Annotated in this window: 21 protein-coding genes and 1 tRNA gene; 12 read left to right on the top strand and 10 right to left on the bottom strand. The window is 70.0% G+C overall.

All coding sequences use genetic code 11. The annotated features are described in order from the left end of the window. Positions 1-29: 29 nt before the first annotated feature. Complete coding sequence (locus ABGA98_RS13130) at positions 30-1,220, bottom strand: sensor histidine kinase (protein WP_347618518.1); 1,191 nt, start codon at positions 1,218-1,220, stop codon at positions 30-32. 450 nt (positions 1,221-1,670) lie between these two features. Here ABGA98_RS13130 and ABGA98_RS13125 point away from each other — a divergent pair, with 450 nt between their 5' ends. Then, positions 1,671-2,609: an alpha/beta hydrolase gene (locus ABGA98_RS13125; protein WP_347618517.1), complete on the top strand. Its 939-nt coding sequence runs from the start codon at positions 1,671-1,673 to the stop codon at positions 2,607-2,609. Between the two features lie 35 nt (positions 2,610-2,644). Here the strand turns inward: ABGA98_RS13125 and ABGA98_RS13120 are convergent. Then, a tRNA-Gln gene (locus ABGA98_RS13120) sits at positions 2,645-2,716 on the bottom strand. Between the two features lie 164 nt (positions 2,717-2,880). Here ABGA98_RS13120 and ABGA98_RS13115 point away from each other — a divergent pair. After that, positions 2,881-4,851, top strand: coding sequence for a M3 family metallopeptidase (locus ABGA98_RS13115; protein ID WP_347618516.1), 1,971 nt, complete (start codon positions 2,881-2,883; stop codon positions 4,849-4,851). Positions 4,852-4,980: 129 nt separating this feature from the next. Here the strand turns inward: ABGA98_RS13115 and gltX are convergent, their stop codons facing one another. After that, entirely contained in the window at positions 4,981-6,312 is a 1,332-nt protein-coding gene (gene gltX, locus ABGA98_RS13110; RefSeq protein ID WP_347618864.1) for a glutamate--tRNA ligase, read from the bottom strand. 34 nt (positions 6,313-6,346) lie between these two features. Next, a complete protein-coding gene (locus ABGA98_RS13105; protein WP_347618515.1) occupies positions 6,347-7,123 on the bottom strand; it encodes a fumarylacetoacetate hydrolase family protein in 777 nt (258 codons plus the stop codon). A gap of 175 nt (positions 7,124-7,298) precedes the next feature. Here ABGA98_RS13105 and ABGA98_RS13100 point away from each other — a divergent pair, with 175 nt between their 5' ends. The 7 genes from ABGA98_RS13100 to ABGA98_RS13070 are packed head-to-tail and all read left to right on the top strand — an operon-like array spanning position 7,299 to position 10,513. Beyond that, positions 7,299-7,784, top strand: coding sequence for an Asp23/Gls24 family envelope stress response protein (locus ABGA98_RS13100; protein ID WP_347618514.1), 486 nt, complete (start codon positions 7,299-7,301; stop codon positions 7,782-7,784). Continuing rightward, on the top strand, positions 7,781-8,305 hold the full coding sequence (locus ABGA98_RS13095) for a hypothetical protein (protein ID WP_347618513.1): 525 nt from the start codon (positions 7,781-7,783) through the stop codon (positions 8,303-8,305). The genes ABGA98_RS13100 and ABGA98_RS13095 overlap by 4 nt, the downstream gene beginning before the upstream one ends. Further along, positions 8,302-8,490: a DUF2273 domain-containing protein gene (locus ABGA98_RS13090; protein WP_347618512.1), complete on the top strand. Its 189-nt coding sequence runs from the start codon at positions 8,302-8,304 to the stop codon at positions 8,488-8,490. The genes ABGA98_RS13095 and ABGA98_RS13090 overlap by 4 nt, the downstream gene beginning before the upstream one ends. Then, complete coding sequence (locus ABGA98_RS13085) at positions 8,487-8,936, top strand: hypothetical protein (RefSeq protein ID WP_347618511.1); 450 nt, start codon at positions 8,487-8,489, stop codon at positions 8,934-8,936. The genes ABGA98_RS13090 and ABGA98_RS13085 overlap by 4 nt, the downstream gene beginning before the upstream one ends. Continuing rightward, entirely contained in the window at positions 8,933-9,589 is a 657-nt protein-coding gene (locus tag ABGA98_RS13080) for a DUF6286 domain-containing protein (RefSeq protein ID WP_347618510.1), read from the top strand. Before ABGA98_RS13085 ends, ABGA98_RS13080 begins: the two co-directional genes overlap by 4 nt. Then, the gene (locus ABGA98_RS13075; RefSeq protein ID WP_347618509.1) at positions 9,586-10,161 is read left to right on the top strand and encodes a hypothetical protein; all 576 of its coding nucleotides are present in this window, start codon (positions 9,586-9,588) and stop codon (positions 10,159-10,161) included. Before ABGA98_RS13080 ends, ABGA98_RS13075 begins: the two co-directional genes overlap by 4 nt. A gap of 16 nt (positions 10,162-10,177) precedes the next feature. Beyond that, positions 10,178-10,513 (top strand): antibiotic biosynthesis monooxygenase, encoded by a 336-nt coding sequence (locus ABGA98_RS13070; protein ID WP_347618508.1) that lies wholly within the window; start codon positions 10,178-10,180, stop codon positions 10,511-10,513. 6 nt (positions 10,514-10,519) lie between these two features. On the opposite strand, the gene ABGA98_RS13065 is transcribed toward ABGA98_RS13070, so the two are convergent. Beyond that, positions 10,520-11,116 carry an HD domain-containing protein gene (locus ABGA98_RS13065; RefSeq protein ID WP_347618507.1) on the bottom strand — a complete coding sequence of 199 codons (597 nt, stop codon included), beginning with the start codon at positions 11,114-11,116 and terminating at the stop codon, positions 10,520-10,522. 152 nt (positions 11,117-11,268) lie between these two features. Here ABGA98_RS13065 and ABGA98_RS13060 point away from each other — a divergent pair, with 152 nt between their 5' ends. Next, positions 11,269-12,933, top strand: coding sequence for a heparinase II/III family protein (locus ABGA98_RS13060; protein ID WP_347618506.1), 1,665 nt, complete (start codon positions 11,269-11,271; stop codon positions 12,931-12,933). A gap of 45 nt (positions 12,934-12,978) precedes the next feature. On the opposite strand, the gene cimA is transcribed toward ABGA98_RS13060, so the two are convergent. Both cimA and ABGA98_RS13050 read right to left on the bottom strand, forming a co-directional pair. Next, positions 12,979-14,556, bottom strand: a complete 1,578-nt coding sequence (gene cimA, locus ABGA98_RS13055) for a citramalate synthase (protein WP_347618505.1) — start codon at positions 14,554-14,556, stop codon at positions 12,979-12,981. Positions 14,557-14,783: 227 nt separating this feature from the next. Continuing rightward, on the bottom strand, positions 14,784-15,428 hold the full coding sequence (locus ABGA98_RS13050) for a thioredoxin domain-containing protein (protein ID WP_347618504.1): 645 nt from the start codon (positions 15,426-15,428) through the stop codon (positions 14,784-14,786). A 56-nt stretch (positions 15,429-15,484) separates the two neighbouring features. Between ABGA98_RS13050 and ABGA98_RS13045 the strand changes: the two genes are divergently transcribed. Both ABGA98_RS13045 and ABGA98_RS13040 read left to right on the top strand, forming a co-directional pair. Continuing rightward, positions 15,485-16,129, top strand: coding sequence for an O-methyltransferase (locus ABGA98_RS13045; protein ID WP_347618503.1), 645 nt, complete (start codon positions 15,485-15,487; stop codon positions 16,127-16,129). Positions 16,130-16,207: 78 nt separating this feature from the next. After that, positions 16,208-16,747 carry a Uma2 family endonuclease gene (locus ABGA98_RS13040; RefSeq protein WP_347618502.1) on the top strand — a complete coding sequence of 180 codons (540 nt, stop codon included), beginning with the start codon at positions 16,208-16,210 and terminating at the stop codon, positions 16,745-16,747. A gap of 33 nt (positions 16,748-16,780) precedes the next feature. Here ABGA98_RS13040 and ABGA98_RS13035 read toward each other — a convergent pair whose 3' ends face one another. The 3 genes from ABGA98_RS13035 to serA form a co-directional block, all read right to left on the bottom strand. Further along, positions 16,781-17,878 carry a branched-chain amino acid aminotransferase gene (locus ABGA98_RS13035; RefSeq protein ID WP_347618501.1) on the bottom strand — a complete coding sequence of 366 codons (1,098 nt, stop codon included), beginning with the start codon at positions 17,876-17,878 and terminating at the stop codon, positions 16,781-16,783. A gap of 209 nt (positions 17,879-18,087) precedes the next feature. Continuing rightward, positions 18,088-19,125: a 3-isopropylmalate dehydrogenase gene (locus tag ABGA98_RS13030; RefSeq protein ID WP_347618500.1), complete on the bottom strand. Its 1,038-nt coding sequence runs from the start codon at positions 19,123-19,125 to the stop codon at positions 18,088-18,090. 541 nt (positions 19,126-19,666) lie between these two features. Continuing rightward, on the bottom strand, positions 19,667-21,256 hold the full coding sequence (gene serA, locus ABGA98_RS13025) for a phosphoglycerate dehydrogenase (RefSeq protein WP_347618499.1): 1,590 nt from the start codon (positions 21,254-21,256) through the stop codon (positions 19,667-19,669). Positions 21,257-21,417: the final 161 nt, after the last annotated feature.

Here is a 21,417-nt window from a genome sequence, read left to right as displayed (position 1 = left end):
CGTTCCCTTCGTGAGGTCGTCGTCCGCCGTCAACGTGGATCATCCTGCCCGGCCGGCGGGATGGCGGGCACGGACACGGCGACGGCCGTGCCCTGGCCAGGCTCGGACTCGACCGCCAGCGTGCCGCCCACGCCGCGTACCCGCTGGCGCATGCCGTCGAGCCCGAACCCGTCAGCGGGCGTCTGCGGGTCGAAGCCGGCTCCATCGTCCCGAACGTCGAGAAGCACGGATTCGTCGGTGTAGGAGAGCGTGAGGGCCGTTCTGGTGGCGCGTGCGTGCTTGGCGACGTTGGCCAGCGCCTCCTGGGCGATGCGGAACAGCGCCGCCTCCACGTCGGCGGCCAGCGCGACCGGGGTGCCGGTGATCTCCACGGCGAGGCCGACGCCCGACGACTCGGACCAGGATCGGGCCATGCGGTCGACGGCCTCGGGCAGCCGGGAGTCCTCCAGCGGCTCGGGGCGCAGCGCGCGTACGGACCTGCGGGCCTCGGACAGGCTGCGGCGGGCCAGCTCGGCGGCCTGGTCGAGGTGGCGGCGGGCCGGGCCGTCGCAGACGCGGGCGGCGGCGTGGATCTGGCCCATCAGCGCGACGAGGTCCTGGGCGACCGTGTCGTGGATCTCGCCGGCCATGCGGTGCCGCTCGTCCAGCACGCCGGCGCTCCTGGCCTGGTCGAGCAGGCGGGCGTTCAGCTCGGCGTTCTCGTCCATGGCGGCGCGCAGCCGCTCGACCAGCCGGCGGCGTTTGTCGTGTTCGGCGGAGACGTACCAGCCAGCCAGGGCCAGCGGCAGGGCCACGGCGGCGATCACGCTGAGCAGTGAGGCACGGGCTCCCGGGCTCGCCTGGGCGGCCAGGCTGACCACGGCGGTCACCGTCACGCCCAGCATGACGAGCCGGGCGGGCAGCATTCCGATGGCGAGCGGGTAGCCGACCGAGGCGAACACCGTGAAGGCCGCGTGCTCGGCGGCCAGCGCCCCCGCGAGGGCGATGAGTACCAGGAAATGGCCCACGACGAGCGCGCGGTGTGTGTCGCGGCGCGAATGGAGCCAGGCGATCGGCGCCAGCCACACCGCGGCGGCCGGCACGAGCACGGGCCAGCCCGGCCACCGCGCCGGGGCGGGGCCGTCGCCGCCCATGACGGCGGCCGCGATCGCGGAGACCGCGAGCAGTGCGTAGGCGAGCGCCAGATAGACCCAGCGCTCACGCCCGTCGAGCCGGCTCATGGGTCAAGCCTGGCACGACATCAACCGATCGGTGGATGCCGGACGTCGACCGCACGTCGAGCCTGGCGGGCGATGTGCGGGCCCGGCGCCCTCCGAGAGCATCGTTTCTTGACATCCTCCCGGCCCTCTCAAGGACCGGGATTCCAGCCGTCGCCGACTGGCTTTCCTGCTTCACCGCCGGTCGCCCGCCCGAGAAAGGGAACTCTCGTTGAGGTCTTACACCAGCTCCACAGGCGTTTCACCTCTCCGCAAGCCCTGCGGCGAGGGTGCCTCTGATCGTTCGTCCGGTGGCTTGGTTATCGCCACCGTCGAACACATTACCGAACCGTGCGGTGTCGTGCGGCGGTTTGACGCCGGTTCGCCTGACGGCGAATCGGCTACCCCTGTCCTGCTCCGCAGGAGTCTGATTCCTCTCCCGTCTGAAGGCGGGGGTCTCCTTGGAGGCATCTAATGAGCAATCCGAGCAGACGCACGATGTTCCAGTTCGCCGCGGTCGCGGGCGCGAGCGCCGCCACCGCGGCGGCCGGCGCCAGGGTCGCGCCCAAGCGTAAGGAGGTGACCACGTACGTCTTCGTGACCGGCGCGAACGGCACGGCCGCGGCCGATGCAGAGCTGACGATGCGCGGCCACCGTTCCGTGGGCGTGAGCCTGCCCGGGCACGGCCCTTCCGAGCAGTTCACCCGCGCCTACCAGACGCCACAGGACATGAACAAGCTGGCCACGATGCCGTCGCCGGTGGCGGGCGTGACGCTGGACGACTACGTCGAGGCCACGGTGAACACCGTGTGCAGGGTCTCCCAGTACGGGCCGGTGATCCTGGTCGGCGGCAGCCTGGGCGGCGCGGCGATCACGAAGGCGGCGGACGAGGTGCCCGACCTGATCGACCGGCTCGTCTACGACACGGCCTACTGCTGCACCAACCTGAAGTCGCCGGCCGAGTATCTGGAGACGCCCGAGGGCAAGCCGAGCCTGTCAGGAAACATCGTGCCGGGCGTGATCGCCGACCCCCGGGTGATCAAGGCGATCCGCGTCAACTGGCGCTCGAACGACAAGAAGTTCCTGGACGGCGTCAAGGCGGCGTTCATGGCAGAGGCAAGCGACGGCGAGTTTCTCGCGATGCTGAACGCGCTGCTGCCCGACGAGTCCCTGCAGGTGCCGAACGCCGACGCCCGGGGGCACAAGGGCAGGTGGGGGCGGGTGCCCCGGGTCTACATCAGGCACTCGCGTGACCGGATGATCCCGATCGCCCTGCAGGACCGGATGATCAGGGAGGCGGACGCCGCTACGCCGAAGAACACGTTCAAGGTCTTCACGGTGAACACCTCGCACGCGCCGACCGCCAAGGCGTATCAGCAGATCAGCGAAATTCTGCACCGGCTGGCGAAATAAAAAAGGACGCCTCCACGAGAGGCGTCCATCAAATGCTGGGGTACCAGGACTCGAACCTAGACTAACTGAACCAGAATCAGTCGTGCTGCCAATTACACCATACCCCACCGGGGCGAACCCTCCCGGGCGCGCTTCGGCGATGTCCGAAAGAATAGCCCAGCCGGAGGCCTAAGACCAAAACGAACGGCCAACCCGTCCTCCGCTGCCTGCGGCACCGGTCCGGTCATGCCAAGCTGAAGGGGACAAAACACCACGTGGAGGAGCCCGAGCGTTGGCCGAGAATCCGTTCTTCGCCCCTAGTGATCTGCCCTACCAGCTGCCGCCGTTCGCGGACATCCGCGAGGAGCACTACGTTCCCGCTTTCGAGCGCGGCATGGCCGAGCAACTGGCCGAGGTCGACGCGATCGCCGACAACCCCGAGCCGCCGACCTTCGACAACACGATCGCCGCACTCGAACGATCGGGGCGGATCCTCGATCGCACGGCCACGGCCTTCTCCAGCATCGCCTCCTCCAACTCCACCGACGGCATCATGGAGATCGAGAAGCAGATCTCCCCTCAGCTGACCAGGCACAGCGACGCGATCCGGCTCAACCGGGCGTTGTGGGCGCGTATCAAGCGGGTGGCCACGGACGACCCGGAGGAGTCCTGGCTGCTGGAGAAATACCGCGACGACTTCATCAGGGCCGGCGCCGACCTGTCGGAGACCGAGCAGGGCCGGCTGCGCGAGCTCAACGAGGAGTTGTCGAAGCTCTCCACGGAGTTCGCGCAGAGCCTGCTGAAGGCGTCGACCGAGTCGGCGCTCGTGGTGACGGACCGCAAGGAGCTCGACGGCCTCGACGAGGCGAAGATCGAGTCGCTGCGCAAGGACGACGGCACGTACGCCCTGCCGCTGCTGAACTTCACCAACCAGCCGGGCCTCGCCCAGCTCACCAACCGTGACGTACGCCGCAGGCTCTACGAGCTGAGCGTGGGCCGGGCGCCGGGCAACTTCGACCGGGCCGCCAGGATGGCGGCGCTGCGCGCCGAGCGGGCGGCGCTGCTCGGCTTCCCCAACCACGCCGCCTACACGGTGGCCGACCAGACCGCCAAGACCGTCGAGGCGGTCGAGGAGATGCTCGGCCAGCTCGTCGGCCCGGCCGTGCGCAACGCGTACAAGGAGGCGGAGGCGCTGGCCGAGCAGGCCGGGTTCGCGATCGAACCGTGGGACTGGTCGTACTACTCGGAGAAGGTCCGCCAGGCCCGCTACGACTTCGACGGCGCCGCGATGCGGCCCTACTTCGAGCTCGACCGGGTCTATCGCGACGGCATCTTCTTCGCCGCCGGCAAGCTGTACGGGGTCACCTTCACCGAGCGGCCCGACCTGAGCGGCTACCACCCCGACGTGACCGTCTTCGAGGTGTTCGACGAGGACGGCGGCCGGCTGGGGTTGTTCGCGCTCGACCCGTACGCGAGGGCGGGCAAGCGCGGCGGCGCGTGGATGAACAACCTGGTCGACCAGTCGTTCCTGTTCGGGCAGCTGCCCGTGGTGATGAACAACCTCAACGTCACCAAGCCCGCCTCGGGGCCGACGCTGCTGACGTACGACGAGGTCAACACGGCCTTCCACGAGTTCGGCCACGCGCTGCACGGGCTGTTCTCCCATGTGCGCTACCCGCGCGTGTCCGGCACCAGCGTCCCCCGCGACTTCGTGGAATATCCGTCGCAGGTCAACGAGATGTGGGTGACCTGGCCCGAGGTCCTGGCCAACTACGCCAAGCATCACGAGACGGGCGAGCCCATGCCGGCGGAGCTGGTGGAGAAGCTGACGGCCGCGTCGACGTTCAACCAGGGCTTCAAGACCGTCGAATATCTGGCCGCCACGCTGCTCGACTGGGCCTGGCACAAGCTGTCGCCCGGAGAGACGGTCGACGACCCCGAGGCGTTCGAGGCCGCCGCCCTGGAGGCCGCCGGGGTCGCCATGCGGCAGATCAGGCCGCGTTACCGTACGAACTACTTCGCGCACATCTTCGCCGGAGGCTACAGCGCCGGCTACTACTCCTACATCTGGAGCGAGGTGCTCGACGCGGAGAGCGTGGAGTGGTTCAAGGAGAACGGCGGGCTCACCAGGGCGAACGGCGACCACTTCCGCCGTGAGCTGCTCTCCAGGGGCGGGAGCATCGACCCGCTGACCGCGTTCGGCAACTTCCGCGGCCGCGAGCCGAGCATCCAGCCGCTGCTCGCCCGCCGCGGGCTCGTCTAGCCGCGGCGCGCAGTGGGCCCGACCGTCGCGGCGGCCCACTGCGCGTGCCGGCTCCGCACCCCGAGCCGCGCGGGCGGCGTCATCGGAGTGCGACCGCCGACATGGCCGCCGGATCCGTCAGGGCCGCCGTCAGCCTCGCAGGCGCGCCAGCGCGGCGCGCAGGCGCTCCTGGCTGCGCGCGCGGCCGAGCACCTCGATCGACTCGAACAGCGGCAGGCCCACCGTCCGGCCCGTGATCGCCACGCGTACGGGAGCCTGGGCCTTGCCCAGCTTGAGCCCGACGGCCGCGCCGACCTCCTCCAGCGCCTGCTTCAGCGACTCGGGGTCCCAGCTCACCGACTCGAGGCGGTCGAGGTAGCCGGTGAGGATCTCCAGCGGGGAGTTCTTCATCGCCTTGTCCCAGGACGCCTGGTCGAAGACCGGCTCTTCGAGGAAGAGGAAGTCGACGTTCTGCCGGATCTCCGACAACACCGCGATGCGGGTCTGAGCCAGCGCGGCGACCTTGCTGAACAGCTCGCGGTCCCACGACGGGTCGAGGAAGGGCCCGCAGCGCTCCTCGAAGACCTCCAGCGGCAGCGCCCGGATGTATTCGCCGTTGAACGCCCGCAGCTTCTTCTCGTCGAAGAACGCGTTGGACGGGTTGACGTCCTCCAGCCTGAACAGCTGCACCATCTCCGACCACGGCATGATCTCGCGGTCGTCCCCCGGGCCCCAGCCGAGCAGCATGAGGTAGTTGACCATGGCCTCGGCGAGGTAGCCCTCCTGGCGGTAATCCTCCAGGGCCACCTTGTCGCGGCGCTTGGAGAGCTTCTTCCGCTGCTCGTTGACGATGACCGGCAGGTGCGCCCAGACCGGCGGCGTCGCGCCGAGCGCGGGCCACAACAGCTCCTGCCGGGCCGCGTTGGGCAGGTGCTCCTCGCCGCGGGCGACGTGGGTGATGGACTGCGTGATGTCGTCGACGGCGTTGGCCAGCACGTAGAGGGGCGAACCGTCGCTGCGCGCGATCACGAAGTCTTCCTGGGCCTTGTTGGGGAACTCGACCCTGCCCCTGACGAGGTCGTCGACCACCGTGACGCCCTCGTCGGGGGTGCGGAAGCGGACCGCGCCGGCGGAGAGCCCGCGCTCGCGGCAGTAGCCGTCATAGCCCTTGTCCTGTGAGCCGGTGCGCTCCTGCACCTGCTCGCGGGTGCAGTCGCAGTAGTAGGCCTTGCCGTCGGCCAGCAGCTTGGCCACCGCCTCGCGGTGCTGCGGCTGGTAGGCCGACTGGAAGTAGGGGCCCTCGAACACCGGGTTGGTGCCGTTGATGCCGATCCAGTCGAGCGCCGCGATGATGCCCTCGGTCCACTCGGGCCGGTTGCGGGAGGCGTCGGTGTCCTCGATGCGCAGGATGAACCGCCCCTGGGCGCGTTCGGCGAGCGCCCAGTTGAACAGCGCGGCGCGGGCACTGCCCACGTGGAACATGCCGGTAGGGGAAGGGGCGAACCGCACCCGTACGTCAGTCACGGGAGACCACCTTGTTCGTGAGTGTGCCGATGCCTTCGATGCCGACGCTGACCTCGTCGCCGATCTCGAGCGGGCCGACGCCGGCCGGGGTGCCGGTCAGGATGACGTCGCCGGGGATCAGCGTCATGACCGCGCTGACGTAGGCCACCAGCGCCGGGATGTCGTGGATGAGCTGGCTGGTGCGCCCGCTCTGCCGGATCTCGCCGTTGACCGTGGTCGTCAGCGCGAGGTCGGCCGCGTCGAGGTCGGTCTGGATCCACGGCCCGAGCGGGCAGAACGTGTCGAAGCCCTTGGCCCTGGTGAACTGCACGTCCTTCTTCTGCAGGTCACGGGCGGTGACGTCGTTGGCGCACGTGTAGCCGAAGATGACGTCCTTGACCCGATCGACCGGCACCTCGCGGCAGAGCCGGCCGATCACCACGGCCAGTTCGCCTTCGTAGTCGACGCGGTCGGACAGCGTCGTCGGGTAGGCGATGTCCTCGCCGTGGCCGATCACGGAGGTGGACGGCTTCATGAAGATGAGCGGCTCATCGGGCACCTGGTTGCCCAGCTCAGCCGCGTGCTCGGCGTAGTTTCTGCCGATGGCGACCACCTTGCTCGGCAGCATCGGGGCCAGCAGCTTCACCTGGGACAGCGGGAACCGCTCTCCGGTGAACTGCACCTGGCCGAACGGGTGGCCGGCGACCATGGAGACGAACTCCTCGCCCGGACCGCCTTCGACCACGCCGAACGACACGCCTTCGCCTGTGGAGAACCTCGCTATACGCACCCGACAAGGCTATCGCCGCCGCCGGTGGAGTCCGCCCATCCCGGCCGTCCGCCACCAGGCACAGGCCAGGATTCGCCGTCAAATAGGCCAAAAGTCCGTTTTGATAGGTATCGGCCGAGTGTTGTGGGTTAGCTGCCCCCAATAGCGACACATCGGGGGGCGACAGATGGACACGGTGTCAAACACAGGAACGGGTGCCGTACCACGGGCGCGGGCTCATGAGGGCGGCTCGGCCACCTCATTGGTCACCGACAAGGGCACTACGAGCATCGACGACGGGGTGGTCGCCAAGATCGCCGGACTCGCGGCACGCGAGGTGTCCGGCGTGCACGCCATGGGCGCGGGCGCGGCGCGGGCCCTCGGCAGCATGAAGGGGATCGTCGGCGGGGACGTCAGCGTGTCCCAGGGCGTGTCGGTCGAGGTCGGCGAACGGCAGGCCGCGGTGGACCTGGACCTGGTGGCCGAGTACGGCACCGCGATCCCGGACCTGGCCGCGGCCGTGCGGCGCAACGTGATCGCGGCGATCGAGCGGATGTGCGGGCTGGAGGTGACCGAGGTCAACATCCGCGTCGACGACGTCCACCTGCCCGGCCAGGAGCGGGGCAGGGACCGGGACACCAGCGAGCAGCGGGACACGGACCAGGAACCCAGGGTTCAATGACCACGCCGGAGGACGGCCCCACGCGCGGCCCCGACGACGGCCCGAGACGCCGCCCGGGGAAGCCCGTCACCGCCACCGGCCCCGGCCACCGAGCCGGCGCCGAGCCGGCCGATGCCGGGCCGGTCGGTCCCGGGCCGGTCGGTCCCGGGCCGGTCATTGCTGGGGCTGCCGCTGCCGGATCGGCCGGTGCCGGGTCAGCCCGTACTGGGGAGGCCGGGGGCGGGGCGGATGGCGGCGATCGGGACGGGGGCGGCGAGGCGGGGGTGATCGCTCAGCGGGTGCGGGCGTGTTCCGGCGTGATCCGGCTGTCCGGAGGGCCGTTCGGGACGGTGGCCACGTACATGCCGGGCGAACGGCTCCTAGGCGTGTCGGTCAACGACCGTGAGGTGCAGATCGCCATCGTCGCCAGGATGGACCGCCCGCTGCCGGAGACCGCCGACGAGGTACGGCAGGCCGTGACGGATCTGGCCGGCGGCCGCCGGGTGAACGTGCGTATCGACGACATCGTGGAGGAACCATGAACAACGCCCACTGGCCGACGCTGGTCGGCCTGGCCGTCGGCATCATCCTCGGCCTGACGGCGGCGTTCGGCGGGCTGACCGCGTTCCTGCTCGTCCTCGTGCTCGGCGCGGCCGGTTTCGTCGTCGGCCGGGTCGTCGAGACCGGCGAGGTGAACCTGTCGAGCCTGTCCACGAGGCGGAGATGACCGACGTCACGCCGGCGGAGGGCGCGGCCACCGTGACGGTGCCCGCCCAGCGCCGTCCTCCGCCACCGCCGCCGGAGGGGCGGGGCCGCACCGAGGTCGCCGGCCAGGTGGTGCTCAAGATCGCGTGTCTGGCGGCCGCGGAGGTTCCTGAAGTGCGCGAGGTGCACTCCAGGACCGCGCCGTGGAGCCGCCACCCGGACGCCGGCGCGGGACGGGGAAGTACGCCGGGCGGGAAGGCCGCGCCCTGGCGGCGTTCGTCGAGCGCCGAGGTGCGGGGCGGCCGGGCCACCATCCGCCTGCACGTGGGTGTCGCCTACCCGGCGCCGCTCCGTGTGGTGGCCGCCCGGCTGCGGGAGCACGTGAGCCGGCGCGTCGCCGTCCAGACCGGGCTGGAGGTCGGCCGCCTCGACGTGATCGTGACCGATCTGGGCGGTGAACCGCGATGACGACTCAGGAGATGTGCACCGTACCTCCCGACGACGAGGGAGGCGCGCACCGGGCCGGCCCGCCGAGGCGGGCCAGAACAGGTGACAGGGCGGCTGACAGGGCGGCTGACAGGGCGGCGGTGCGGGCGTTCCGGCCTCAGCGCAGAATCCCCGCCATCGTGGTGAGCGTCCTGCTGACGCTCCTCGGCCTGCTCGTCGCCGCCGAGACGATCTCGGGGCTCGTCGGCCGGCCGCTGCGCCTGGTGCCCTATGACGGGATGCTCTCGTGGGCGTCCGCGACGTTGTGGTCGAATCCGCTGTTCCTGCTCTCCTCGGCCGTGGTGACGCTGCTCGGGCTGGCCCTGCTGGCCGTCGCGCTGGTGCCGGGGCGGCCGAGCATGGTGCCCGCGCGCAGCGGCGACCCCGGTCTGATCATCGGCCTGCGGACCAGGACCGTCACCAGGGCCCTCGCCCACGCGGCCGAGGAGGTGCCCGGCGTGCACGCGGCGCGCGCCAGGAGGCGTGGGCACACGGTCGTCGTCACGGCGGCCACGTCCGGGTGGGACAAGGAACGTTTCGGCGAGGAGGTGCGCGACGCCGTGCTGACCCGGCTCGCGGCGCTGGAGCCCGTGGAGCCGTACCGGGTGGTCGTGAACGTCAAGGAGCCGAGATGAGCGCGAACGTCGGCCGGGGCAACCGGTGGGGGCTGGCGCTGGTCGGGCTGGTGCTGACGGTACTGGGCGGTCTCGCGCTGGCCCGCGGCCTGGGCGCGTTCGGCACGGCCGGCACTCCGATCGTCGACGACGGCGTGCGCGGGTTCTTCGCGCGTACCAGCCCGTGGGTCTGGTGGGCCGTCGCGCTCGTGGCGCTGGCCGTCGCGCTGCCGGCGCTGTGGTGGCTGCTCGCGCAGGCGCGCGGGGAGCCGCACGGCCCGCTGCGCGTCGAGTCGGGGCCGACCGGGGTGACCGAGGTGTCGCCCGGCGGCATGGCTCAGGCGGTGGCCGACGACGTCGTGTCGGGCCCGTCCGTGCTGAGCGCCCGCGCCGACCTCGTGGACGCGCGCGGCAGCCCCTCCGTACGGCTGCGCGTGGTCGCCGACGAGTCGGCCCCGCTGTACGAGCTCAGCCGGCACCTGTCCACGGTGGTGCTGCGGCATGTGCGCGACGCGCTGGAGCGGGATCAGGTGCCGGCGATCGCCCGCGTTAGCCTGGAGCCCTCACCTTCGCCGCACCGGGTGGTGCGCTGACGAGAGGGGTTCTGTGGTGTCCGTCGTGAAGATCAACGTGCTGACCGTGCCCGCCGACATGCGTACGGAGCTGGAACAACGGTTCTCGAAGCGGGCCGGGATGGTGGAGTCGGCCGACGGGTTCGAGTGGTTCGAGTTGCTCAGGCCGGTGGAGGGCACCGAGCGCTATCTCGTCTACACCCGCTGGCGCAGCGAGGAGGACTTCCAGAACTGGCAGCAGGGCCGGGCGTTCCAGCGCGGGCACGCCCAGGCCGCGCAGGGGCAGGGCCACGGCCACGGGCAGGGCCCCGCGGCGACCGGCTCGGAGCTGTGGTCGTTCGAGGTGGCGGAGAGCGCCGGCCCGAAGGGCTGAGCGCTCTCAGGCGTCGAGCGGGTTGCGCGCGATGCGGTCGATGATGCCGTCGCGGACGAGCCCGCCGGCGAAGCTCGACGGCTTGCGCGCGCCCTGGTCGGCGATGCACGCACCGAACTCCTTGGCGATCTCCAGCCGCGGATGGCGCGCCAGCACCTCGGCGCGCACCTTCTCGGGGATCTCGTCGGTGCGCCGGCCCGAGATGTCCATGCCGGTCGAGAGCTCCAGCAGGTGGCCCTCCGGGTCGTCCTCCACCGGCACCTCGGCCCACATGTGCCGGATGATCACCTCGGCCGCGCGATCCCTGCGCTCCGGCGACCAGCCGGCGCCCGCGCAGAAGGCCCAGGCCACGTGCCCGCCCGCCTCTTCGTACGGCACCGTGTGGCTGTCGTACCCGGCGACCAGGCCGATGTCGTGCAGCATGGCCGCGACGTACAGCAGCTCGGCGTCGAAGGCGATGGAGTGCGCCTGCCCGTGGGCGGCGGCGAACAGGTAGGCGCGGATCGAGTGGTTGAGCAGCGAGGGCGTGTGGTAGCGCATGGCCACTTCGAGCGCGCCGCGGCAGGCGGGCGTGTCGGGGATCACCAGGTCGTCGAATCTCACGGCTCCAGCATCTCCTCCCCCGCGCCGGCTCCGCCAGCCGGAGCACCGGCGCCACATCGAGCGGCTAACGAATCGGACACTCGGCTTGACCCGGTGATCGCGAGGGCGAAAGCATGTGCCGCCCTCATTTGTCTGTCCCGGAAGGAACTGGCGTGCGCCGGTTTGCGTTACCTCTTGCCCTCACGCTCACCCTCGGCGGGTTAGCCGGTCCCGCTCAGGCCGGCGCTCAGGCGCATCTCCAGGCCGGCGCTCAGACCGACAAGGTGACCCGCACCGCGGAGTGCCAAGGCGACTGGCTGCCCGGCACGCCCACGGCCAACGACGTCATGAAAGGCGAGATCTCGCTGGTCGGGTTGCCGGCGTACAAGATCGGCAAGAAGGTCGACTGGTCGGCCAGCCCCTACGGGAACCGCTCGTGGGAGTACGTGTTCCAGTCGCTGCGCTGGATGGGCACGCTGGTCGTCGAGTACGAGAACACCGGCGAGCAACGCTACCTGGATCGTGCCACCGAGATCACCAAGGACTGGGTGGCGAAGAACAAGCGAGGGGCGCGCGGCACCAAGCCGTACGTGTGGAAGGACCATCCCGTCTCGCTGCGCACGCAGCCGCTGCTGTGCCTCAGCCGGCACGTCAACGCCGGCTGGCTGAAGGACAGCCTGGCCGACCACGCCAAGCTCCTGTCGGACCCCCGGCTGTACAAGAAGGGCCACAACCACGGCATCGACCAGGACATCGCGCTCCTCGGGATCGGCTGCAGGTACGGCCGCACGGACTGGGCGAACCTGGCCTCCCGCCGGCTGACCGGCACGGTGAAGCTCGACGTCGACAGCCAGGGCGCGCTCATGGAGCAGGCCCCGCGCTACGCGGTCTACGTGTACGGCCGGCTCCAGGTCGCGATGACCGGCATGAAGGCGTGCAAGCGGAAGGTGCCCGGTGAGATCACCAGGCGGGCCGAGGCGCTGAAGGACTTCGTCGCCCACGCGACCATGCCCAACGGCTACATGGTGCCCATCGGCGACGGCAGCGCCGACACCGAGCCGAAGATGGAGACGGGGACGCCGGAGCAGGAGGTCAGGACCTACCGCGCCGGGTACGTGTTCGGCCGCACGGCCTGGGGCGAGAAGGAGTCGGCGTACTACTCGATCCGGTTCGGGCCCGGCATGAAGTACCACGGCCACGAGGACCACCTGGGCGTGACGTACTACGCGAAGGGGCGCGACATCCTGGTGGACGGCGGTTTCCACTCGTACGAGAAGAGCGCGTACCGCTACTGGACGCTCTCCCCCGAGGCGCACAACGTGCCCACGGTGGCGGGCGGCACGTTCCGGCCCCGCACGCCGAGCAAGCTCGCCAAGACGTCCTACGGCAAGGGGCGGCAGGCGTTCCGGCTGACCGACAAGGCGTACGGCGCGAGCCGCACCAGGTCGGTGCTGGTGAACCACGGCGACGACCTGATGGCGGTGCTGGACACCGCCTCCGGCGGCAAGAAGGTCAGGAACGTGTGGCGCTTCGACCCGTCGCTGAAGCTGGTCTCGAAGGGCGGCGGCAAGGTGGTGCTGGGCGACGGGGACTTCAAGGTCACGCTGCTGCAGCTGTCGTCGTGCGACCGGGTCGGCGGGCAGAAGGTGGAACGCGGCGGAAAGCTGGGCTGGGTCTCGCCGACGTACCTGTCGAAGAAGCGCACGAACGTCGTGGTCTCGCCGTCGGCCAGGTCGCTGCTGACGGTGATCGTGCCGGGCACCGACTCGCCGAAGGTGTCGTGCTCCGGCGGGAAGGTCACGGTCGAGGGCGTGTCGTTCCCCTCCGGCCTGCTCTAGCGACGGGCGCAGGGGGCTTCGGGCCCCCTGCGCCGGTCGGTCACGTCAGGAGACGTCCCGGCCCGCGCGGAGCAGGCCGTACGTCACCGCCTGCTCCAGAGCCTGCCACGAGGCGTCGATGATGTTCTCGGCCACCCCGACCGTGGCCCATTCGGAGGTCTCGTCGCTGGAGGTGATGAGGACCCGCGTGATGGCGTCGGTGCCGTGGGTGCCTTCGAGGATGCGGACCTTGTAGTCGACCAGCTCCAGCTTCGCCAGCTCGGGGTAGAGCTGCTCCAGGCCCAGGCGCACCGCCTTGTCGAGGGCGTTGACGGGGCCGTTGCCCTCGCCGGTGGCGACGATGCGCTCACCCTTGGCGTGCAGTTTGACGGTGGCCTCGCTGACCAGCTCTCCGCCCTTCGTGCGCTCGACGATGACGCGCCAGGACTCGACCTCGAAGTGCCGCCTGCGGGAGCCGTGCAGGGTGTCGCGCAGCAGCAGCTCGAACGACGCGTCGGCGGCCTCGAACGTGAAGCCCTTGGACTCGAGGTCCTTGACCCGCTCGACGAGGGTCTTGGTGGTGTCGGGGGTCAGCTCGTAGCCCAGCTCCCTGCCCTTGAGCTCGACCGAGGCCCGGCCCGCCATGTCGGAGACGAGCATGCGCATGTCGTTGCCGACGGCGGCGGGGTCGATGTGCTGGTAGAGGTTGGGGTCGACCTTGATGGCGCTGGCGTGCAGGCCCGCCTTGTGGGCGAAGGCGGACGTGCCGACGTAGGGGGCGTGGGAGTTGGGCGTGACGTTGGTGACCTCGGTGATCGCGTGGGCGATGCGGGTCATGTCGGCCAGCGCCTCCCGCGGCACCAGGTCGAAGCCTCGTTTGAGCTGGAGGTTGGCCACGACGGTGAAGAGGTTGGCGTTGCCGGAGCGCTCGCCGTAGCCGTTGGCGCAGCCCTGCACGTGGGTGGCGCCGGCCTTGACCGCGGCCAGGGTGTTGGCGACGGCGCAGCCCGTGTCGTCGTGGCAGTGGATGCCGACGCGGGCGCTGGTCTGGACGGCTTCGTGAACGATCTCGGCGAGCTCGTCGGGGAGCATGCCGCCGTTGGTGTCGCACAGGGCGATGACGTCGGCACCGGCTTCGGCGGCGGTCCTGATGACCTCCAGCGCGTAGGCTGGGTTGGACGTGTAACCGTCGAAGAAGTGCTCGGCGTCGAGGAAGACTCGCTGTCCCTCCGCACGAAGGTGAGAGACCGTGTCGCGGATCATCGCGAGGTTCTCCTGGAGAGTCGTGCGGAGGGCCAGCTCCACGTGCCGGTCGTGGCTCTTGGCGACAAGGGTCACGACCGGCGCGGCGGATTCGCGCAAAGCGGCCACCAAGGGGTCGTCGGCTGCCTTCACACCGGGCCGGCGGGTCGCGCCGAACGCGGCTAGTTGCGCGTGTTTCAGGTCGAGCTCTGTTCGAGCCTGCCTGAAGAACTCTGTGTCCTTGGGATTGGCGCCCGGCCAGCCCCCTTCGATGAAACCCACGCCCAGGCCGTCCAGCTGCCGCGCGACTGCGATCTTGTCGGCGACGGTGAGGTTGAGCCCCTCCTGTTGCGCGCCGTCACGCAGCGTCGTGTCGTATACGTGGAAGCGGTCGTCGGCCATGGGTGATCTCTTCTCTCCGGAAGGCTCGCGCTGGGTGTGGTCTTTTCTGGAAAACAAAAAGACCCCTCACGGACGTGAGAGGTCTGCGCGCTGGCGGTGTCCTTTGTCAGCCAGCGCGCCTGCCGATAATGAGCAGACCGTAGAACATGATGCTCACCAGTCTGCCATACGGATTCACCATCTGGCACGCGGGTCTCACCGAGTGGACACCCGTGTCGTGCGGGGCGTCACACGACGACGCCGTCACCGCCGGTGATGGCGCGTTCGAGCGCGGCCGCGTCGAACACCTCGTTGCCGAGCATCCGGCCGTCGAGCAGCACGGTCGGCGTGCCCCGGATGCCCGCCTTCGCCGTCTGCTCCAGGTGCGCCTTCGCGTACGCCTGCGACCGGATGCACTCGTCCACCACCGCGCCCGCCTTCCTGGCCGCTCCGGCCAGCTCCTCGACGGTGAACCCTGAGGCCACGCCGTGCGGCGCGGGCTGCATGGCGTACAGCTGGTCCCTGAAGGCCAGCCAGTTGTCCGCGGGAACACAGCGGGCGGCCGCGGCGGCGCGGATGGAGTTGGAGCGCATGGGCTCGGCCCTGAAGATCGTCACCGGATGGAAAACGATCTTCACCTTGCCCTCCCTCGCCAGGCGCTGAAGCATGCCGTCCACGGCGTCGTGCATCTGCTTGCACACGGGACAGTCGAAGTCTTCGTACAGGTCGAGCACGGGAGCCTGGCTCGACCGGTCCGCCAGGACCATCGACCCGTCCGTCTGCCGGGTCAGCCGCACCTCGCCGGACGACGCGCCCGGCTCCGCGAACGCCAGCACCCCGATAACGGCGATCACCGCGCACGCGACCGCCACCGCCACCAACCGCTTCACCATGCCACTCTCATCTCGTTGATCGCGCCGACCCTATCGGAATCCGAAACAATGGCGGCATGAAGACATACCTCCTTGACGCTGACATCGCGCGATACGTATTCGAGCACAGCACGCCGCCCGATCCCCTGCTGGAGAGGCTGGAGAAGGAGTCGGCGGAGGCGACCGGAGAGGACGCGGTCAAGCAGATCTCACCCGACCAGGGCGGCTTCCTCACCATGATCACACAGATCATGGCGCCCCGCGTGGCCGTGGAGGTGGGGACGTTCACCGGCTACTCGTCCGTGTGCATCGCCCGCGGGTTGTCCGGCGGGCGGCTGCACTGCTTCGACGTGAGCGAGGAGTGGACGGCCATGGCGCGCCGCTACTGGCAGGAGGCCGGCGTCGCCGACCGGGTGACGCTCACCCTCGGACCCGCCCTGGAGACGCTCGCCGCGTTCGACGAGACGATCGACCTGGCCTTCCTCGACGCCGACAAGGAGAACTACCCCGGCTACTACGAGCTGCTCATCAGCCGCATGCGGCCCGGCGGGCTGCTGGTCGCGGACAACACGCTGCGCCGGGGGCACGTCGCCGATCCCACGCGCGACGAGGCCACGACCGTGCACATCCGCCGGTTCAACGACCTGGTGATCAAGGATCCGCGGGTGACGGTGCACATGCTGCCCATCGCGGACGGGATGACCATGATCAGGAAGAGATAGCCGTACCACGGAATCGCCGCCCGGCACGGGCGCCAGGCCCTACGCTTGGTGATCCCGTGACTACAAGAGGACGGCGGCATGGTCAGGCCACTCGAAGAGCGTTTCCGTACGGCCCGCGACTTGTTTCCCGAATATCGGGTGGAGACGGTCAAGGGTCGCATCGTGGTGAACGAGTCCGGCACCTGGCAGCACAACACGATCCTCTTCCGGCTGCTGCTGCAGCTGGCCGGCGCGGCGGCCGGGCGGGGCTGGGAGATCTGGCCCAACATCACCGTCTATCTCGGCGAGCACGCCGACCGGTACGTCCCCGACCTGACCGTGGTGCCGGCCTCCCCGAGGATGCACGAGGAGCACGCCGTGCACGGCGACGCGACGCTGCTGCTGGCCGACGTCGTCTCGGCCGGCAGCGGCTACGACGACTATTACGTCAAGCCCTGCGGCTACGCCCCCGCCGGGGTGCCGCTCTACCTGGTGATCGACCCGTTCCAGCGGTCGGTCAAGCTCTTCTGCGACCCCTCCCGCGGGACCTACGCCACGGAGGTCGTGGTGGCCGCGGGCGAGCCGCTGGCGTTGCCCGATCCGTGGGGGCTCGCCGTCGACACGGCGCGGCTGATGTGACCCCCGGGAGCGCCGCCCCCGGGGGATCACCGGCTAGACGATCTTGTGCACCCAGTGGTGGGAGTCGGGGCGGGAGCCGTACTGGATGCCGACGAGTTCGTCGCGCACCCGCATGGTGACCGGCCCGGGGGCGCCGTCGGCCACCGTCCAGGAACGGTCGGCGCCCTTGACGGTGCCGACCGGCGTCACCACGGCCGCCGTCCCGCACGCGAACACCTCCGTGAGCTCGCCCGACGCGCAGCCCGCCTGCCACTCCTCGACCGAGATGAGCCGCTCCTCGGTCTCCAGGCCGAGGTCGCCGGCCAGTTGCAGGATCGAGTCACGGGTGATGCCGGGCAGCAGGGTGCCGGTCAGCTCGGGCGTGACGAGCTTGTCGCCGAAGACGAAGAACAGGTTCATTCCGCCCATCTCCTCGACGTAGTTGTGCTCGTGGGCGTCCAGCCACACCACCTGGTCGCAGCCGTTCTCCACCGCCTGCCGCTGCGCCACGAACGCGGCCGCGTAGTTGCCGCCGCACTTGGCGAAGCCGGTGCCGCCGGGGGCGGCGCGGGTGTACTCGGTCGAGAGCCAGACCGAGACGGGCTTGAGCCCGCCGGTGAAGTAGGAGGCCGCGGGAGAGGCGATGACCATGTACTTGTAGGACTTGGACGGGTAGTTGACGCCGAGCCCCGCCTGCGTGGCGATCATGAAGGGACGCAGGTAGAGGCTGTGCCCCTCGGTCGTCGGCACCCATTCCCTGTCGGTCTGCACGAGCAGCTCAAGCGATTCGACGAACGTCTCCTCGGGCAGCTCGGGCATGGCCATGCGGGCCGCGGAGCGGTTGAAGCGGCCCGCGTTCGCGTAGGGGCGGAAGGCCACGATCGAGCCCGTGGTCTGCCGGTAGGCCTTGAGCCCTTCGAACAGCTCCTGGGCGTAGTGGAAGACCGACGTGGCCGGGTCGAGGGAGAGCGGCCCGTACGGCATGAGCCGGGCGTCGTGCCAGCCTTCACCCTCGGTGTAGTCGATCGAGATCATGTGGTCGGTGAAGGTCTGCCCGAAGCCGGGGTTCGCCAGTACCTGCTCCCGCTCGGCCGCGGTGCGCGCGTGGTCGGATAGCTGCACGTCGAAGCTGAGCTTCTGAGCGATGGTCATGACGGCGGTCCTTCTCTCTGCGAATCTACGAACGGGGGCCGCTGAAGTGCGGTGTCGAGCAGTGCCGCCCCGAAAAGAGCAGCCCGTACTTCCTATTGTCTCGCTATATGGGATGGCAAGCGGCCGTTGGGGTGGTCAGGCCGTTGACACGCCAAAAAGCGCCTGGCGGTCCGTGTCGGATCGCCAGGCGCTCGCGGGGCTAGGCGGTCCTAGCCGGATACTCGCGCGGTGATGTCGTCACCGATCTCGTGGGTGCCGCGGCCGGGACGCCGCTCGGCGATGTCGGCGGCGACCGCCTGCTCGACCCTCGCCGCCTCCGCGTGCAGGCCGAGGTGGTCGAGGAGCATGGCGACGGACAGGATGGTCGCGGTCGGGTCGGCCTTGCCCTGCCCGGCGATGTCGGGGGCGCTGCCGTGCACCGGCTCGAACATGCTGGGCGCGGTGCGCTCGGGGTTGATGTTGCCGCTGGCCGCCAGGCCGATGCCGCCGGCGATGGCCGCGCCGAGGTCGGTGATGATGTCGCCGAACAGGTTGTCGGTGACGACCACGTCGAAGCGCTCGGGCTGGCTCACGAAGAACATCGAGGCCGCGTCGATGTGGGCGTAGTCGGTGGCGACGTCGGGGTAGTCGCCGGCCACGCGGTCGACCGTGCGCTGCCACAGGTCGCCGGCGTAGGTGAGGACGTTGGTCTTGTGGACCAGGGTGAGCTTCTTGCGCGGGCGGGACCGCGCCTTCTCGAACGCGTAGCGCACCACGCGCTCGACGCCGTGGGCGGTGTTGAGCGACTCCTGCGTGGCGATCTCGTGGGGCGTGCCGCGCCGCATGACGCCGCCGGTGCCGGCATAGAGGCCCTCGGTGCCCTCACGGACGACGATCATGTCGATGTCGTCGGCCGACGAGCCGGCCAGCGGCGTCCGCACGCCGGGGAACAGCTTGACCGGGCGGAGGTTGACGTAGTGGTCGAACGCGAAGCGGAGCCGCAGCAGCAGGTCGCGCTCGAGGACGCCGGGCGGCACGCTGGGGTCGCCGACCGCGCCGAGCAGGATCGCGTCGTAGCCGCGCAACTCCTCGAGCACCGCGTCGGGCAGAGTCTCTCCGGTGCGGTGATAGCGGGCTGCCCCCAGGTCGTAGTGGGTGGGCTCGATCTTGGTGCCCACGGCCTCCAGGACCTTGAGTCCTTCGGCCACGACCTCGGCGCCGATGCCGTCTCCCGGGATGACGGCCAAGCGGATGTTACGCGACTCCATGGGTGGTTACCTTACCGGCTCGTCTCGACTGACGAACACATCATCTCAGCTTGCGGACGGTTCGGCGGCCCGGGCACGCGGGGGGCGCCCAGGCCACGTCCCGAGCTAGCGGCCGGAACCCTGCGGGGCGCCGCCGTTGTCCCTGCGGTCCAGCGCGGTCTGCAGGGCCTCGGCGGCCTCGTCGTCGTGTTCTTCCGCACGGTTCCAGGCATACATCTCGTACATGTGACTCATCTCATTTCGCGGATGCGTTTCCGATGGAAAGCCGGACTCCGGTCACGAATCCGGGCGGGTCTGCTCTCGCGGTCCGGGGTGACGGACCGGAGGAAAGGGTCTCAACGGCCGACGCAGCGCCATTCACCGCGGCGAGTCGTCGACCTGCCCTAACAGGCCCCGCCGCGGCAGGTAATAAGTACGAGCACCTGGCGCATCTCCGCTACAGTACCTCAGCCGTCTCGTTGGACGTCCTACTATCTTGCATGCTGAGACGCGAAAGGCCGCCGCCCCCTGCGGGACGGCGGCCTCGTACGACCGGGGGAGGTCAGTCCTCCAGGTCCACCGAGCGGCCGCTCTCGGCGCCGATCTCGGCCACGATCTGGTCGACCACGTCGGCCGGGATCGCGGTGTCGACGGTCAGCGCGATGAGCGCCTTGCCACCCTTGACCGACCTGGCCACCTGCATCGAGGCGATGTTGATGCCGTGCTCGCCGAGGAGGCGGCCGACCACGCCCACGATGCCGGGACGGTCGGTGTAGGTGAAGAACGACAGGTGGGCCGTCGGCTCGATCTCCATCTCGTAGCCGTTGACCTCGACGATCTTCGTGATCTGGCGGGGGCCGGAGAGCGTGCCCGACACCGAGACGTGGCGGCCGTCGGCCAGCACGCCCCGCACGGTCACCACGTTGCGCCAGTCGGGGCTCTCCGAGCTGGTCACCAGCTCGACGTTCATGCCGCGGTCCTTGGCCAGCAGCGGCGCGTTGACGTACGTGACCTGCTCCTCGATCACGTCGGCGAACACGCCCTTCAGCGCGGCCAGCTCGATCACCCGGACGTCCTGCGCCGCGATCTCGCCCCGCACCTCGACGTCGAGCTTGGTCGCGACCTCGCCGGCCAGCGCGGTGAACACCCGGCCGAGCTTCTCGGCCAGCGGCAGGCCCGGCTTGACGTCCTCGGCCACCACGCCGCCCTGGACGTTGACCGCGTCGGGGACGAACTCGCCCGCCAGCGCCAGCTTCACGCTCCGCGCGACCTGGGTGCCGGCCTTCTCCTGGGCCTCGTGCGTGGAGGCGCCCAGGTGCGGCGTGGCGACGACCTGGTCGAGCTCGAACAGCGGGCTGTCCGTGCACGGCTCCTTGGCGTACACGTCGAGGCCCGCCCCCGCGACCCGCCCCTCCTTGATGGCCGAGTAGAGGGCGGCCTCGTCGACGATGCCGCCGCGGGCGACGTTGACGATGCGCACGTTGGGCTTGACCTTGTGCAGCTCGTCGTCGCCGATGAGCCCGACCGTCTCCTTCGACTTCGGCAGGTGCACGGTGATGAAGTCGGCCTGCTTGAGCACCTCGTCGAGGGACAGCAGCTTCACGCCCATCTGCGCGGCGCGGGCCGGCGGCAGGTAGGGGTCGTAGGCGATCAGTTCGACGCCGAACGGCTGCAGGCGCTGGGCCACGAGCTGGCCGATCTTGCCGAGGCCGAGGATGCCGACGACCTTCTCGTCGAGCTCGACACCGGTGTACTTCGACCGCTTCCACTCGCCGTTCTTCAGCGCGGCGTGCGCCTGGGCCGTGTTGCGCGCGCTGGCCAGGATGAGCGCGAGGGTCTGCTCGGCGGCGCTGGTGATGTTGGAGGTCGGCGCGTTGACGACCATGACACCGGCCTTGGTGGCGGCCTCGACGTCGACGTTGTCGAGGCCGACGCCGGCGCGGGCGACCACGCGCAGCTTGGGCGCCGCGGCGATGGCCTCGGCGTCGACCTGCGTGGCGGAGCGGACGATCAGCGCGTCCACGCCGGCGAGTGCGGGCAGCAGCTGGGAACGGTCGGCGCCGTCGGTGTGGCGGACCTCGAAATCAGCGCCGAGCACGGCGAGGCCGGCCTCGGACAGCTCCTCTGCGACCAGAACGACGGGCTTGTTCACGGGTGTGGATCCTCCGGGACAGGCGGGCTTCGGGGGACTCGTCACACGTACGGCCCCCCGACGGTCCCACAGAGTCTAACGGTCGCTTGTGAACGCGTTCACGAGGGACCCACGATGTGGGACAGGGTCGGCCGTACCCACCGGGCGGCAAACTCATCCAT

Origin of the sequence: Nonomuraea sp. B1E8 (genome assembly GCF_039871515.1) — a bacterium.
GTDB lineage: Bacteria > Actinomycetota > Actinomycetes > Streptosporangiales > Streptosporangiaceae > Nonomuraea.
Note: the sequence above shows the minus strand (reverse complement) of the source record. Positions and strands in the feature narration are given on the sequence as shown.